A 15,582-nucleotide genomic window follows, 5' to 3' on the forward strand; every position below is an offset into this window, starting at 1 on the left:
ACATCGATGTAGAAGCGTTATACGTAGGGTTTTCTCGAATTTTTAAGCCCAAGCATAGATGTAGAGGCTTTCTACGTAGTGGTTTCCCAGGATTTAAATCAAAAAAGTCGACGTAGCTCCCTACTACGTCGCATTTTACTCCAATTACCACATATTTTCAGCTACTTATTACATATTTTTGCGTGCTTACGACATAACTCCGAACACTTACTACCTATTTTTCAAAACTTACGACATTAGCTGGATTTTTATTGGAAATCTCTCGGACTTGAAAGACTTTATTACTGAATATCCTCCAATTACGACATATTTTCAGCCGCTTATTACAAATTTTACGACATTAAGAGGATATTATTTAGGGTTAAGCTGTACTGCTGACACTTACTACAAATTTTTGGGTAATATAAGGAACCCTTAAGATTTACCCCACCTATTTTTTTCGGCGATATTGGTACCAGAATGAGCTTCCGCAATTTGCATTTCGCATCGCAATCATATTAAATTATACCGTATTGAAAAATTAAATTAGGATGAGGTCATACATATGAAAGCACTTGTGTTTAATACATTCGGAGGACCGGAAGTACTGGAGTATCTTGATATTGCGGATCCGGTAATCGGGCCAGATGAAATATTGGTAAGGATGAAAGCCATTGGCTTGAATTTTGCAGATATATATAGAAGAAAAGGGAACTATCATCTTGCAGGCAATCCCCCATATATTTTGGGTTATGAAGGGGCAGGAATTGTAGAAAAGACGGGAGCAAATGTCCAAGGAATAAACGTCGGAGATCGGATCTCATTTGCCGATGTACCGTATGCGAATGCAGAACTAGTTGCAGTTCCAATGGAAAAAGCCATTCCAGTCCCGGAAACCATCTCGTTTGATGAAGCTGCATCTGTATTGCTTCAAGGCCTGACGGCGCATTATTTAACGCGGGATAGTTATGAAGTGAAAAAGGATGATACTGTGTTAGTGCATGCAGCGGCCGGTGGTGTCGGACAGCTTCTCGTCCAAATAATAAAGCTGCTTGGTGGAAAAGTAATCGGAATAACATCTTCCATGGCAAAAGCAGCAGCTGCGAAGGAAGCAGGTGCTGAACAGGTTTTCTTGTACAAGGATGATTGGAAGCAAGAAGTGTTAGAGGTAACAAACGGAAAAGGCGTGGATGTGGTATATGAATCAGTAGGTTCAACGCTCCAAGACAGTTTTGCCGTGACTCGTATCGGCGGAACCGTTGTATTTTATGGGATGGCAGGGGGAGATCCGGCTCCGGTAGATCCAAGAATGTTAATGGATACGTCAAAAACACTGACTGGCGGGGATCTATGGAATGTGCTTACCACTTGTGAAGAAAGGGTGAACCGTTCGACCGAGTTATTCCGCTGGATGGAGGCGGGAAAATTAAAGGTAACCGAGCCAACGGTATATGCTCTGCGAGATGGACAGGAAGCACATCTTTTTCTAGAAAGCCGCAAGAGCACGGGAAAAATTCTACTAATTCCTTAATGTGCAGGTAAGTCTGGGAATAGAGATTATTGGAGCCCGAACCGGTGAAAAAAAAGAGAAAAAGGTATCCAATAGGTGTCATTGGAGCCCGTTTCGATGAAAAAAGCGAGAAAAAGGTATCCAATAGGGGTCATTGGAGCCCGCTTCGATGAAAAAAGCAAGATAAAGGTAACTAATAGAGGTCGTTGGCACCCGTACCGTTGAATTAAGAGAGCGGAAAAAGTATCCAATAGGGGTTATTGGCACCCGATCCAAATAAAAAAGCGAGAGAAAAGTATCCAGGGCGAACAGTACCAGTCACTGTTCGCCTAAATTTCCTATACTCCAATTGTATTCAATGATTGGCGGAGACCTTCCAGTGCAAATATACTTAAATACCGATAAGCAAATAATGCGATAATTGGTGAGAAGTCAATTGGCCCAAGAGGGGGAATAAACCGCCTAAACAAGCTTAAATAAGGTTCGACTAGCTTGTAAACCCATTCGCCAACTTTTGTTGATTGAAAATTAGGAAACCAGGAGCCAAAAATGGCAATTAAGATTAGCCAATAATAAGCTTCAAATACATACTGTCCAATTTGTAATATGGTAAAGCCCAAGTTGATCACCTATCTATTTTCATTTTTTACTATCAAGCAAAACATAGTAAAGATATCTAACATATACGGATATGTCCCAATAAGGTTTCAATATATGTGAAAAAGAATACAGGTACCAATATTTATTTTTCTAAATTAAAAAATATGGGTACCTGATCCTAAAAACGTTATTTGGTTAACAAAGGACTTTAATCATCTACTTTATTTTGATTTTCCTTTTTTAATAAATCCTTTACTACTTCCTCAATGGTTACATTTCCTAGTGACTTTTCCATTGCAAGCTGTGCTTCAGAAAAGAGGGGGCCAATCGTATTTTGAATATTCCTTCCCACAAGACAAGCGGGATTCGGACTGTCATGTACGCCAAATAGTTCTTTTTCCTGAACAACGTTAACAGCCTTATAGACATCAAGCAGTGTAATTTCCGACAAGTCCCTCGCTAGTTCTGCCCCCGCAATCCCAGGCCTGACGTTTACCAATCCGGCATTTTTAAGCATACCCATAATCTTTCTTATCACAACTGGATTTGTATTTACACTATTTGCAATATATTCTGAGGAACTCACGCCACCTTTGTTAATCTCCAATAGTGAAAGTATATGAATTCCGACAGCGAAACGGCTACTGATGGACAATGAATTCACCTTCCTTTAACATGAAATATCTATATTATAAAGTATAAACGATTGATGATAAATAGTGGCAAGTATGAATAGCTTCTAATCTACTTGTTACATTAATATTGTTTGAAAAATTATTCAGCAAGTTTGTTGACAAATACGATAGTTGTAACTTATATTATTACATGTAATCAATTAAGTTACAAATAAAAATTAAGTATAAATGGAGGAGTTCAACATGAAAGTAGCAATTATAGGTGCTAGCGGGAAAGCTGGAAGCCTTATTCTTAAGGAAGCTGTTGAAAGAGGTCATGAAGTAACAGCAATTGTTCGTAACGCAGCTAAACTCCAAAATCAACAAGTTTCGATATTGGAAAAAGACGTGTTTGACTTAAAATCGGATGATGTAAAGGTATTCGATGTTGTTGTAAATGCGTTTGGTGCAGCTCCTGGTCAAGAACATCTTCATGTGGATGCAGGCAGAGTATTAATAGAGGCAATGAAAGGGGCACCTCAAACTAAATTAATTGTTGTCGGTGGTGCAGGGAGTCTGTTTGCAGATGAAGCAAAAACAATTCGTGTAATGGATACTCCTGATTTTCCGAAAGAGTATTATCCAACAGCATTAAATCAAGGAAAAAATCTAGAGGATCTACAAAAAGCGACTGATATTCAATGGACTTTTATCAGCCCAGCTGCATTCTTTAATCCTGAGGGCAAAAGAACGGGTGCTTATCAAAAAGGTAAAGATCAAATTATGGTCAATGCCCAAGGTCAAAGTTATGTAAGCTATGCAGATTTTGCTATCGCAGTGTTAGATGAAATCGAAAACCCACAACACATAAATGAACGATTTACGCTAGTTTCAGAAGTTGAATAGATAATATAGGATGACTAAAAAAAAAGATCCAGTTTCATTTTCAACTGGATCTTTTGGATTATAATTCGAATGCTCTATTTTTTAAACTTCAACCGGGGCCACTTTAACTATCCAGTTAAATGGATCTTCTTTTTTTCCAAGCTGTATTCCGGTCATTTCATTATATATACGCTGTGAAAGTTGGCCAATTTTATTATCATTGATTGTGATTGTCCGATCTTCCCAATTTAATTCGCCAACGGGTGAAATAACGGCAGCTGTTCCTGCACCAAAGACTTCTTCCAGTTCGCCACGCTCATGTGCGGCAAAAACCTCTTCAATTGAAATTTTCGCTTCACGAACAGGTATATTCCAATATTTTAATAATTCAATAACCGAATCACGTGTAACTCCTGGCAAAATGCTGCCATTCAACCTTGGTGTTACCACTACGCCATTAATCTTGAAGAAAATATTCATACTGCCGACTTCTTCAACATACTTATTATCTTTCGCATCCAGCCAAAGAATTTGAGCGTAGCCATTGGCCTCGGCTTTTTCTTGTGCCTTCATTCCGGCAGCATAGTTTCCGGCGGTCTTCACATGGCCAACTCCACCAATAACAGCCCGAACATATTGCTCTTCAACATATATTTTAACAGGGCTTAATTGGGTTCCGTAATAGGCTCCTGACGGCGAGAGGATAACCAGAAGCTTATATTGGTTGGCTGGACGGACGCCAAGATAGGGTTCCGTTGAGAAAATAAAGGGGCGAATGTAAAGGGATGTCCCTTCACCTTCCGGAATCCAATCTTTTTCCGTAAAAATTAATTGTTTAATCGCACCTAATAAAAAATCCTCATCAATTTGGGGAATACACAGCCTGTCGCATGAAACGTTCAATCGCTTCATATTTTTTTCTGGACGGAAGAGCTGAATTGTACCATCATTTCTCTTATAGGCCTTTAATCCTTCAAAAATGGCTTGTCCATAATGAAAAACCATTGCAGACGGTTCAAGCGTTATTGGTGCATAAGGAACAATCCGTGGATCATGCCAGCCGATTTCACTGTGATAATCCATCTCAAACATGTAATCGCTGAAATATTTTCCAAAACCAAGGGAAGCTGTATCGGGCTTTTCCTTTAATTCCTCTCTCTGAATAAAAGCAATTTCTTGTTGCATGACTACACCTCATCTCCGTTTTCTAATTTATTTTTTAGACTACGCTTTATTTAATCAAAACACAAGTAAAACCCTGAAAGTTTTTTAAATATTCATTACTTTTGGTGTAGGTAGAGAGGTTTTAGGTACCCGAAAAGGATGAAAGAAGGAGAAATCGGTCACGTAGAGAGGTTCTACGTGCCTGAAACCGGTGGAAAAAGGAGAAGAAGGTCACGTAAAGAGGTTCTACGTGCCCGAGACCGTTGGAAAAAGGAGAGGGCGGTCACATAGAGCGGTTCTACGTGACCGAAAAGGATGAAAAAAGGAGAATGCGGTCACGTAGAACTCTTCAATTCCTATGGCTCCAATGAACCTAAACTAAAAAAAGACCGTACCTTTAATAATCATTTGACGATAAAGGTACGGTCTTAAAGCTTTTAATGTACATGTACGCTATTTTCTTCCATCCAATACGCTTCCCTGATATTAATCTGTTTACGAATTTTGCGGATGACATCGATTGTGATTTCTCCCTCTTCGTACAGATTCTGAATTTCATCTCGTTCTGCTTGAAAGGCTTTAGCTCGCAATTCTCTTTGCAATTCGATGTATTGACTGAAATCGGCACCTTTTTTCGCAAGCTTAAATTTCATAATCATTTCATTATATTCTCCAATAATGACCAAATAGATATGTTCATTTTCAGGAGTCATTTGTTCTTTTAAATACTGAATAGCGGCTTTGGCCATATTGACTTTTAGTTTAATGAGTTTTTTCGATTTTTCTTGACGATATTTAAGCTGTTCCTCATTTTTCGGCACAAAAAGCTTGTACATACTTCTTTTAATTAGTGACCAAATGAACAATCTTCTATAGTGCATACGGTTTGTAACAGCGATCATCATTCGTTGGACATGTTCTTCAGTTAAATACGCAGTTTCTCGGTCAATTTGTCCAGTATTTTTCATTTCTTCAATATAGTGAACTTCCGCTTCAAGAGCTTTCATTCGAATTTCCGTTTCCACTAATTTCAGCTTCTTGGAGTATTCATCACTTACATTGTTAAGGCGATTTCGAATTTGATTATATGTCGCGATGACCGACACTGCAGCCTCACGGTTGTCATCATTCATCAATTCACGGATTGAACGAATGGCAGCATCAATTGTCTGGATCATTGCAGAGCGTTCCATTTCCTCTCTCTGCTCTTCCGTGTTTCCTTTTTCAGTCCTTGCTAGAATCGGCAGGAAGATACTCGCTACAATCAGCGTGATCAATATTACACCAGCAGCAATAAAGATAATTAAGGCGCGTTCAGGAAATGGGCTTCCATCCGCGAGGACATATGGAATAGTAAAGGCACCGGCTAGAGTGACAGCCCCTCTTACACCGGAAATAGTAATGGTACCAATCGCTTTTATCGAAGGCTTTTGGAACTGCTTTTTAAACGCCCATACCCATTTCCACGCTCCATAAATCCATAAGAAGCGAAGAAGTAATAGTGCAGCCGTAATGATAACAATATATTTGCTTACTTCCCAATTATTAAACAGGGGATTTTTAAAAATTTCATTTGTTACACTTGGTATTTGCAAGCCTAACAGAACAAATACCAGGCCGTTCAAAATATAAATAAGTACCGTCCAAGTACTTTGGGAAACCACTTGTAGCTGCATCGCAGGTGATCGATCACGATCCCGGTAAATAGTATGGACAATGCCGGCTGCAACAACTGATAAAATGCCGGAGAGATGAAAATGCTCAATAATGTAAAAGATCACGAAAGGAGTGAGAAGCTGGATAAGCATGTGAATCGTTACGTCCTCCATGCCCAGCCGTCTAATAAAAATTTTCAATTGAATAATAAGGAAGGCAAGAATGGCACCGCATGCTAGACCACCAATGGCTATGACTATAAAGCTCCAGCTTGCCTCTGCTAATGAAAAAAAGCCGGTTACAGTTGCGGCTACAGCAAATTTAAACGCAACTAAACCCGATGCATCGTTCATCAACCCTTCCCCTTCAAGTACATGCATAAGCGTTTTCGGTATTTTCACTCTGCTTGAAATGGCCCCCACGGCAACGACATCCGTTGGAGAAAGAATGGCTGCCAATGCAAAAGCTGCCGGCAACGGGATTGACGGTATAAGCCAGTGGATTAAGTATCCGATCGCGAATACAGTAACAAACACAAGTCCAAGTGCAAGCAATAAAATCGGTTTTCGTAATTTCCATAATTCTTGCCTTGAAACGTTTTTTCCATCATGAAAAAGTAAGGGGGCAATAAACAGAACGAAGAACAATTCCGGATCCATCGGGATATGAATGCCTAACGGGAGCGAAGCAAGCAATACTCCCAGTGCAATTTGAATAAGGGGAACCGGTATGAACGGCAAAAAGTGATTGATGAAGCTAGACAACCCGATGATGATGAGAAGTAAAAGTATGAGCAGAAAAAATTCCATGGCGTGTCTCCTCTCTTATGTATATTGTGCAGCAAACGTATCCTTCTACGCCTTAATAGTTTAAATTTACTTTTTTATAATTTCAAATGCTTAGCGCGAAACTTCAGCTGGGTTTGTTGAAGGGATTTTTCAAAAGGGAAAAGAATACATATGATAGCATGATATTTTTAAAACAGGGGTGGAGAGTTTGAGTATTGAGAATGAAACATTATATTTAATTGATCAAAAAGATGGATTAGGCTTGGAGTTCAGTAAGTTAGTGTCGATGATGAACTATACGAGGATGACGACGATCAACGCAGTAAAAGATTTAACTGTGGAGGAGTTAGACTTTCTTTATGATGAGGAAGCAAATTCAATCGGCATGCTGTTAGCTCATATGGCTGCTGTCGAGAAGGCCTATCAGATTGAAACCTTTGAAAATCGGGATTTTACAGATGATGAACTTAGAAGGCTGAATCCAGGCATACAATTAGGCAGTATAGGACGAGAACAGTTTAGAGGTAATCCCATCGAGTTTTACCTTCAGGAATTATCTGAAGTTAGGAACATGACCATCGAGAGATTTAAAACACTTCCGGACAAGTGGCTATTTGAACAAACCCCGTTCTGGTGGAACCGACCTGCAAACAATTATTTCAAATGGTTTCATGTGTTTGAGGATGAACTAAGCCACAGAGGCCAAATTCGTATTATCAAAAAAATGATTGTCAATAGAGGGAATCTTGTTTGAGGGATTGTGTCTTAATTAATAAAATGGCATTTGATTAACCGAAGCCAGAAATAAAGTACTTGCGGTAAATGACAGAAGGAAGAAAACTTCTTCTTAACATCCCAAGATTATTTATAGGAGGTTGATCTGTACGTGAAAGTCGAGGATTTGAAAAGTGAAAAAGTAAAGGACTTTGTTGAGTATTGCAGGAAACATAGATTGGAAGTCGACGATTCCTTTCTATATGAAGAAGATTTAAAGGGATTTGAATCGAATGCTGATAATCCCACTTACATTTTGACCAATCAAGAGGGGAAAATCATTGGTGCTGCCTCGCTGATCATGGATGAATATAATCGACGAGGAAATCGGGCTCGATTTCGAATTTTTCATTCCGAAATCACAGACGCCTCATATTACAAGCAGCTCATGCAAGCTCTCTTACAGCATACAGAAGGATTAGAGAAGGTTTACGTTTTTATTCCCTTGCAAAATAAACCTTTAATGGAGCTTATGGAGAAGGTAGATTTTTCAGTGGAAAGATACGCCTTTTTGCTTGTCAGAGAAGCTATCGATGTTCCTGAATGGAGCTTACCGGAAGGTTACAGTATTCAATCTTTTAGACCAGGAGAAGATGAACAAATTTGGAGCGAAGTTCGAAATGCGGGGTTTGCAAAACTGAAGGGAAATGAGACGCCTGTAACAAAGGAAATGGTTACGAAGATGATTTCAAGTAACGATTATATTGAAGGCGGCATGAAAATTCTTTTTCATCAGGAAAAACCTGTTGGGGTGGTAAGGGGAGCAGCAGACGAATATGAAAATGCCCCGATTATGAATATTGGACCGCTTGCGATTTTACCAAAATATCAGGGGAAAGGCTTAGGAAGACTTCTCTTAAGGGCTGCCCTTCAGTTTGCAAAAGAAAAATCCTATAAAAAAACCATTCTTTCGGTAAATGGAGAAAACGAGCGTGCGCAAGCCTTATATATCAATGAAGGTTTTAAGCAAGTAGAAGGGGTAGCCTGCTATCAATATTGTTTAAACCCAACTTTAAATAAAGAATGTTGACAAAAAAAGACATTTTCGAATCATTAATCAGAATTAATAGGCCGCAATTTCAGACATATTTTTAATTATCCAAAATAATTTGGACAAACTATTTACATCAATAATCCTCTTGCCTTTAATTAGAATCATCATGATGAAAACTCTTTTTGTGGAAAAAGTATAACCCCCAAACAGAGATGGCAGAAACGGATACAAATTAAGGGGGATTTCACCCGGTGTATGATTTGGATTTACATTATATATTTGAACTCGGTCTTATTTTATTGATGATTGCCGCTGGAATCACCGCTATTGCCAAAAAGTTTAAAAAGCCTTATCCGATTGCGCTCGTCATTGTAGGAACAATCATCGGACTTGTCAATATTCCGGTGTTAGAACCTTTAAAACAATTGATCACCGAGGGAGAGGTATTTAACTTTGTGATTATCACTTTATTTTTACCTTCCCTTTTAGGAGAAGCAGCATTAAAACTTCCTTTCTCCCACCTTAAAGTAAATAAAAAGCCCATTCTTGCATTAGCATTTGGCGGGACCCTGTTATCATTTGTCATCATCGGCTTTCTAGCCATTTGGCTTTTAGATTTTTCAATCCCTGCAGCCTTCGTATTTGCAGCGTTAATGAGTGCAACTGATCCGGTGAGTGTATTATCGATTTTTAAAAGTGTCGGCGTCAACAAAAGGCTGGCAACAGTTATAGAAGGAGAAAGCTTATTTAATGACGGATTAGCCGTTGTCTTATTTAAAATATCCGCTTTTTATTTACTGACCTATTTGGAGCTTGGGATCGAAGGTGCAGGACTTGGTTTATGGGAATTTATTAAGGTAATCTCTCTTGGTCTCATTATTGGCGGAGCCCTTGGCTATGGATTTTCTCATTTAACTAAATACTTTGATGATTACCCTTTGGAAATTATTTTTAGCATGCTTCTTTTTTATGGTTCTTTCTTACTCGCAGAAAGTGTCCATGCCTCAGGGGTTATTGCCGTTGTGGTGGCTGCACTAATCTTGGGGAATTATGGTGCAAAAATTGGCATGAGTCCAACGACCAAGTTAAATATTAATAACTTTTGGGATGTTGCAGCGCTACTTGCAAATTCACTCGTTTTTTTAATGGTGGGGTTAGAAATAACGAGAATCAAGCTAACAGACAAATGGGGTTTGATTGTTCTAGCGATTGTGATTGTATTAATTGCCAGAAGTCTTGCCGTTTACATAAGCTTATCTGTTGTGAAAAACTTTCCAAACACATGGAAGCATATCATTAATTGGGGAGGCTTAAAGGGGTCATTATCGATTGCTCTTGTTCTGAGCCTGCCAAGAGATTTCACAGGACGTGAGGAGATTTTGATTCTGGCTTTTAGTGTGGTTTTGTTCTCATTAGTCGTTCAAGGGCTTTCGATCAAACCGCTGTTATCCTTTTTGGGTGTGAATAAAAAAGAAGAAGGTTATGTTGTGTATGAAGAACTGATCGCACGTGGGCACCGATTTGAGACAGCCATATTAGAAATAAATAAAGTAAAAAAGAACTTGTTTATAACGGAAACTGTATCAAAAGAAATCGTCCATCAATATGAACAAGAACTTGATAAATTGCAGAGTGAAATGGAACTCCTTTTTCAAAAATATCCAGGCCTCAAAGAAAAACAGCAAACCATCTTACAAAAACATTCTTTTTATGCACAGCACGAAGCCATTGAAATTCTTCTAAAGGAAGATATCATTTCAAATGAAGTGGCCGCAAAAGAACACGAACAGATAACAGATAATCTCGTGAAATTAGAAGAATCTCATTAACATTGGGACACAATTAGGCGGCAGTCTTTTGTGTTCCATCAGTTTTGGAAAAAATTACGCAGAAAATCAATAAAAAAATAAGTATACATTCCAAGGTTTTTAGGTTATTCTAATAATTACAAAATTATTAATGACATACGATGATAGGTTTTTAGTAGTCTTTTTATCCCTGTTGCAGAGAGCTAGTGGCTGGTGGAAACTAGTACCATATAGAAAGATGAATTTCACTCCTGGAGTATCTTTTTCGACCGTTAGAAGGAAAAGACGGATTGTCTCCGATATCGACAATAAAGCTGGAGAATAGTTAGCCATATTCTCAATTAGGGTGGTACCGCGATAAAAGTCGTCCCTACGTTTACACGTAGGACGGCTTTTTTTGTTTTTTACTAAGCACATAATGGAAAGAGGGAATGTTTTGAAAAATACGGAACAGTGGTCATCTAAGATTGGATTTATTTTAGCAGCAGGAGGTTCTGCCATTGGGCTTGGGGCGATATGGAAGTTTCCTTATATTGCTGGAATAAGCGGCGGAGGGGCATTCTTTTTTATCTTTATTTTGTTTACTTTATTTTTGGGCCTTCCCTTGCTCATAGCTGAATTTGTGGTAGGGCGTAAAACACAGAAAAATGCAATTGAAGCCTACAAAGAACTTGCGCCACATTCGAAATGGCATTGGATCGGTCATTTAGGTATTGTGACATGTTTTATTTTGCTCTCATTTTATAGCGTTATTGGCGGGTGGATCATTAGTTATATATGGAAAGCAGTTTCAGGACAGTTGAATGGGCTCGATCAGTCGGAGTATGCACAATTGTTTGGCGAGACCATCTCAAATCCAATTACAAGTGTTGCGGTGCAGTTTATCTTTATGCTCTTTACGATCATCGTCGTAGCAAAAGGAGTTCAAAAAGGGATCGAAAAAGCAAGTCAAATCATGATGCCGGTTCTATTTATTCTTTTTCTCGTCCTAATTATTCGGTCTTTGTCTCTAGAAGGTGCGATGGAAGGTGTCACCTTTTTATTTAAGCCGGATTTCTCGCAAATAACACCGGAAACGATTCTTTTTGCCTTAGGACAATCCTTCTTTGCCTTGAGTGTCGGTGTATCTGTTATGGTTACGTATAGTTCCTATTTATCAAAGGAAGAAAGTTTATTTCGTTCTGCCTTTTCGATTGTAGGATTAAACATTGTTATTATTGTTTTGTCGGGTCTTGCTATTTTCCCGGCGGTATTTTCATTTGGGTTAAAACCTGATGCAGGCCCTGTTTTATTATTTAATGTACTGCCAAATGTGTTTAATCAAATGGCATTTGGAATGGTCTTTTTTGTTGCATTCTTACTATTATTCTTATTCGCAGCCCTTACGTCAGCCTTTTCGATGCTGGAAATCATTGTTTCGGTTATCTCAAAAGGAGATGTTAAGAAAAGAGCAAAATGGTCTTGGATTATTGGAATCGCGATCTTTATTTTTGGGATCCCATCCACACTATCCTTTGGTGTTTTAAGTGATGTTCTATTGTTTGGTAAGTCGATTTTTGATGCAGCGGATTATTTAGTAAGTAATGTATTAATGCCGATTGGCGCATTATTGATCTCGATTTTTGTACCGTTGAAAATAAAAAAGTCTGCACTATATGAGGAATTATCATTAGGAGGGGGATTACCACTAGGATTATTCCATATCTGGTTTTTCCTCATTCGCTATGTAGCACCAATCGCCATATTGTTTGTTTGCTACCATGTCATAAGGGGATAAGCCCCTTATGACATAGAAGGTGCCAGACACCATTCAATCACCATTAATAATACGATGGTAGTAGAAAGGGTGTCAGGCACCATTAATAGTGCCTGCATGGTGTAAACGTATCAGCGATGCATTGTCCACATTCCAATATCTTTAAAGCCTAGTCTCTTATAGATGCGGCCTGCTGCAGGATTATCGTAAAAAAGACAAAGTGTTTTGCCTTCGTTTAGGACATCTTGAAATAATTTTTGCATGACAGCAGTTGCCAGGCCTTGCCTGCGATATTCCTTTCGAGTACAGACACCTACAATCATGGCCGACATGGAATTCTCTGCTGTAGTTGAGACACATGAAGTAAGGATATCATGATCAACAGTATAATAGGTTCTTGCTGTGTTTGATTCTATCCCCTGAACTAAAATTTCTCGTGCATCACTTCTAATATGAAATTCTTCAATTGAATTGCGAAGTTCTATTATTTGATCTACATTCTCGATACTGGCTTTTTTAAACTCGACATCACCCGCACTAAGAAATTCATCCGAGAGGCATTCTGCAAAGAAAGTAACTTGCTTCTTACCGAGCAGCAGGTCATCGAAGGCTTCGAATTTCTCCACTATATCCGACTTACCAGATAAAGAAATAGGCTGCTTATACCTTTTCATAATAGAAACAAAGCCCTCTGTATCGAATTCTCCCCTAGCATATGGAATAAAAGATTGATGAAACCTTAAAAGGACGGCTTTAATCGAGTCCTGTTCATCAAACTCTCCCCAAATTTCCTGAAATTCCGATGAATATCCGAAGGCTTCAATATCCCCAATAATAAATAGATTAATAGATGGTTCCTCACTTAAAAAAGCGAGCACCTGATGATGATCTCGGTCCGTAAGCTTCCTTATCACGTCAAATCCCTCCTTGCTTTTAAATAGAGTATACACACAATACAAAAATTTCAAGACTTTTTTAATATTCAATATTGTTAGGTTTTTGGAGTAAAGTGAAAAAAAGTAAAAGCAAGGTCAATGAAGAGAGAGAAATATTATGAATGAAGAAAACAAATTGATTATTCGAAATCCAGTCATCATTATGATGGATTCAGGGAAAGTCGTTTAAATAGAGGCTATTTATTAGGTGCCCATAGATTTATGGAGCCTATTTACCCTCCATTTTCTTGCATACAGCGACTGGGATTTTCTTACATTTAAATATTTCTAGAAATCTTTCCCGTATGAAACTTTATTATCTATAGTCTACTTTTATAAAACGATGCAATAAGGTTGCTCTAGACCCACCTATATTTCAGTTGATATCATATGGATGTACTTTGGTGGGAGGAAAGAAGAATGGAAACTCAAAAATATAAGGATCTTAAATTAGGTGAACGTGGAGCAATCATCAGTATGATTGCTTATATATGCCTATCTATCCTAAAACTTGTAATTGGATATATGAGTGACTCCGCTGCCTTAAAAGCAGATGGTCTAAACAATACAACTGACATCATTGCCTCTTTTGCTGTATTTATAGGACTCAAGATTTCACAAAGACCGCCTGATAAAGATCATGGTTATGGTCATTGGAAAAGTGAAACGATTGCATCAATGGTTGCCTCGTTTATTATGTTAGCCGTTGGTATACAGGTGTTAGCTGATGCAATTATCTCCATGTTTCAGGGGGGGAAAGAGTCCCCTGACATGATGGCTGCTTATACAGGTATCTTTTCAGCAATAGTTATGTATTTTGTTTATCGTTACAATAAAAAATTGGCAGCTAAAATTAATAGTAAAGCCCTGATGGCAGCTGCAAAAGATAATATTTCCGATGCATGGGTAAGTATAGGAGCTGCTGTTGGGATCTTCGGTTCTCAATTAAATATGCCCTGGCTGGATACTTTAACGGCTATTATCGTAGGGCTATTAATATGTAAAACAGCTTGGGATATTTTTAAGCAAGCATCTCATGAACTTTCAGATGGATTCGATGAAAATAAGATTCAACTTTATGAGGAAGCTATTACAAAAGTAGAAGGTGTGAAAGGTATAAAAGAAATCAAAGGAAGAAATTATGGCAATAACGAAGTCATCGACGTGGTTATCCTGGTTCATTCTACGTTAGATATTCGCGAAGCTCATGACATAGCTACACATGTTGAAAAAGTAATGATCAAAGATTATGGAGTCTACGATGTTCATGTCCATGTAGAGCCCAATTAGATATTATTTTACCTTTTTAACCTACACAAAAATATGAAAGCTACTTTTTCTTGTCCTAATATAATTGAAACTAAATCCGCTTTTATTCGTATAAATTAAACAAAGATTATAAGGAGTTGTATGTATGTTTTTAGAAGAACTTCAGCTAGAGGAAAGAGAAGCGTTTCTTGAATTAGCTGATCTGATTGCCGCAATTGATGGGAAATTATCTATATTTGAAAATTCTATTCTTAACAAATATAAAAAGGAAATGGGGCTTGAAGATTATAAAATAAAGGGACTGGTAATGGACGATATTTTAAAGATTTTTACAACTGAACGGTCGAAATATATCGTCTTAACCGAACTCTTTCAATTGATCTATTCAGATGGTGTATTTCATGATCAAGAGAGCGAATCTGTCCGCCTAATAAAGTCGCATTTCGGGTTCAATTCAAATGAATTTGGAAGTTTTAAGGATTGGATCATTAAGATAAAGGAACTATCAGTATCAGATGGGGAACGTTGATAAACAACGCCACTGTCTTCGCCTTTAAAGCTCGCCAATCGGCGAGTTTTTTATTAAATATGATAAAATCCAGACGAGAAAACTAGGGGTGATAGCAGCTAAGATTGGAGGAATTACCATTATCTCTGCTTTTTTGTGACTCAATGTGGTTAATTAGAAATAAATAGTGCCAAGTTTATTTAATATTATTCGTTAAGGATGCATTACAGATTTTTTAAGGACTGATGAAAGCCTTTTTTGGTAACTTCATAGTAAGATGTGTCCTTCATAAGGTTGATGAAAGCCCTTTTTGGTAATTTCATAGTAAGATTTGTCCTTCAT

General features: G+C 38.1%; 13 protein-coding genes and 1 other annotated feature. Of the genes, 8 read left to right on the forward strand and 5 right to left on the reverse strand.

Annotated elements, in window-relative coordinates:
* Nucleotides 1–544: 544 nt before the first annotated feature.
* Complete coding sequence (locus V7150_RS03170; RefSeq protein ID WP_335513512.1) at nt 545–1,510, forward strand: quinone oxidoreductase family protein; 966 nt, start codon at nt 545–547, stop codon at nt 1,508–1,510.
* Nucleotides 1,511–1,827: 317 nt separating this feature from the next.
* Here the strand turns inward: V7150_RS03170 and V7150_RS03175 are convergent, their stop codons facing one another.
* Entirely contained in the window at nt 1,828–2,118 is a 291-nt protein-coding gene (locus V7150_RS03175) for a YggT family protein (protein ID WP_420490246.1), read from the reverse strand.
* A 179-nt stretch (nt 2,119–2,297) separates the two neighbouring features.
* Nucleotides 2,298–2,744: an Rrf2 family transcriptional regulator gene (locus V7150_RS03180; protein WP_335513516.1), complete on the reverse strand. Its 447-nt coding sequence runs from the start codon at nt 2,742–2,744 to the stop codon at nt 2,298–2,300.
* A 223-nt stretch (nt 2,745–2,967) separates the two neighbouring features.
* Here V7150_RS03180 and V7150_RS03185 point away from each other — a divergent pair, with 223 nt between their 5' ends.
* Nucleotides 2,968–3,609, forward strand: a complete 642-nt coding sequence (locus V7150_RS03185; RefSeq protein WP_335513518.1) for an NAD(P)-dependent oxidoreductase — start codon at nt 2,968–2,970, stop codon at nt 3,607–3,609.
* Between the two features lie 81 nt (nt 3,610–3,690).
* Here the strand turns inward: V7150_RS03185 and V7150_RS03190 are convergent, their stop codons facing one another.
* Together V7150_RS03190 and V7150_RS03195 are read right to left on the reverse strand one after the other, a co-directional pair.
* Nucleotides 3,691–4,773 (reverse strand): branched-chain amino acid aminotransferase, encoded by a 1,083-nt coding sequence (locus V7150_RS03190; protein ID WP_335513520.1) that lies wholly within the window; start codon nt 4,771–4,773, stop codon nt 3,691–3,693.
* Nucleotides 4,774–5,189: 416 nt separating this feature from the next.
* Nucleotides 5,190–7,217 (reverse strand): Na+/H+ antiporter, encoded by a 2,028-nt coding sequence (locus V7150_RS03195; RefSeq protein ID WP_335513522.1) that lies wholly within the window; start codon nt 7,215–7,217, stop codon nt 5,190–5,192.
* A gap of 265 nt (nt 7,218–7,482) precedes the next feature.
* Here V7150_RS03195 and V7150_RS03200 point away from each other — a divergent pair, with 265 nt between their 5' ends.
* The 4 genes from V7150_RS03200 to V7150_RS03215 all read left to right on the forward strand — a co-directional run bounded on the left by V7150_RS03200 (nt 7,483) and on the right by V7150_RS03215 (nt 12,549).
* Nucleotides 7,483–7,950: a DinB family protein gene (locus V7150_RS03200; protein ID WP_335513557.1), complete on the forward strand. Its 468-nt coding sequence runs from the start codon at nt 7,483–7,485 to the stop codon at nt 7,948–7,950.
* A gap of 132 nt (nt 7,951–8,082) precedes the next feature.
* Nucleotides 8,083–9,000 (forward strand): GNAT family N-acetyltransferase, encoded by a 918-nt coding sequence (locus V7150_RS03205; protein ID WP_335513524.1) that lies wholly within the window; start codon nt 8,083–8,085, stop codon nt 8,998–9,000.
* 215 nt (nt 9,001–9,215) lie between these two features.
* On the forward strand, nt 9,216–10,793 hold the full coding sequence (locus tag V7150_RS03210) for a Na+/H+ antiporter (RefSeq protein WP_335513526.1): 1,578 nt from the start codon (nt 9,216–9,218) through the stop codon (nt 10,791–10,793).
* A gap of 131 nt (nt 10,794–10,924) precedes the next feature.
* Nucleotides 10,925–11,147 (forward strand) — a binding site (T-box leader).
* Between the two features lie 61 nt (nt 11,148–11,208).
* Nucleotides 11,209–12,549 carry a sodium-dependent transporter gene (locus V7150_RS03215; protein ID WP_335513528.1) on the forward strand — a complete coding sequence of 447 codons (1,341 nt, stop codon included), beginning with the start codon at nt 11,209–11,211 and terminating at the stop codon, nt 12,547–12,549.
* 110 nt (nt 12,550–12,659) lie between these two features.
* On the opposite strand, the gene V7150_RS03220 is transcribed toward V7150_RS03215, so the two are convergent.
* A complete protein-coding gene (locus tag V7150_RS03220; protein WP_335513529.1) occupies nt 12,660–13,442 on the reverse strand; it encodes a GNAT family N-acetyltransferase in 783 nt (260 codons plus the stop codon).
* Nucleotides 13,443–13,883: 441 nt separating this feature from the next.
* Between V7150_RS03220 and V7150_RS03225 the strand changes: the two genes are divergently transcribed.
* Both V7150_RS03225 and V7150_RS03230 read left to right on the forward strand, forming a co-directional pair.
* Nucleotides 13,884–14,753 carry a cation diffusion facilitator family transporter gene (locus V7150_RS03225; RefSeq protein WP_335513531.1) on the forward strand — a complete coding sequence of 290 codons (870 nt, stop codon included), beginning with the start codon at nt 13,884–13,886 and terminating at the stop codon, nt 14,751–14,753.
* A gap of 124 nt (nt 14,754–14,877) precedes the next feature.
* Nucleotides 14,878–15,261, forward strand: a complete 384-nt coding sequence (locus V7150_RS03230) for a hypothetical protein (RefSeq protein WP_335513533.1) — start codon at nt 14,878–14,880, stop codon at nt 15,259–15,261.
* Nucleotides 15,262–15,582: the final 321 nt, after the last annotated feature.

It is taken from the genome of Neobacillus drentensis (assembly GCF_036965245.1).
Lineage (GTDB): Bacteria > Bacillota > Bacilli > Bacillales > Cytobacillaceae > Neobacillus > Neobacillus drentensis_G.

Excerpts from the sequence above, each read along its gene's own strand:
- V7150_RS03200 (WP_335513557.1), top strand. The coding sequence starts at position 7,483 with ATGATGAACTATACGAGGATGACGACGATCAACGCAGTAAAAGATTTA.
- V7150_RS03225 (WP_335513531.1), top strand. The coding sequence starts at position 13,884 with ATGGAAACTCAAAAATATAAGGATCTTAAATTAGGTGAACGTGGAGCA.
- V7150_RS03170 (WP_335513512.1), top strand. The coding sequence starts at position 545 with ATGAAAGCACTTGTGTTTAATACATTCGGAGGACCGGAAGTACTGGAG.
- V7150_RS03230 (WP_335513533.1), top strand. The coding sequence starts at position 14,878 with ATGTTTTTAGAAGAACTTCAGCTAGAGGAAAGAGAAGCGTTTCTTGAA.
- V7150_RS03190 (WP_335513520.1), bottom strand. The coding sequence starts at position 4,773 with ATGCAACAAGAAATTGCTTTTATTCAGAGAGAGGAATTAAAGGAAAAG.
- V7150_RS03195 (WP_335513522.1), bottom strand. The coding sequence starts at position 7,217 with ATGGAATTTTTTCTGCTCATACTTTTACTTCTCATCATCATCGGGTTG.
- V7150_RS03185 (WP_335513518.1), top strand. The coding sequence starts at position 2,968 with ATGAAAGTAGCAATTATAGGTGCTAGCGGGAAAGCTGGAAGCCTTATT.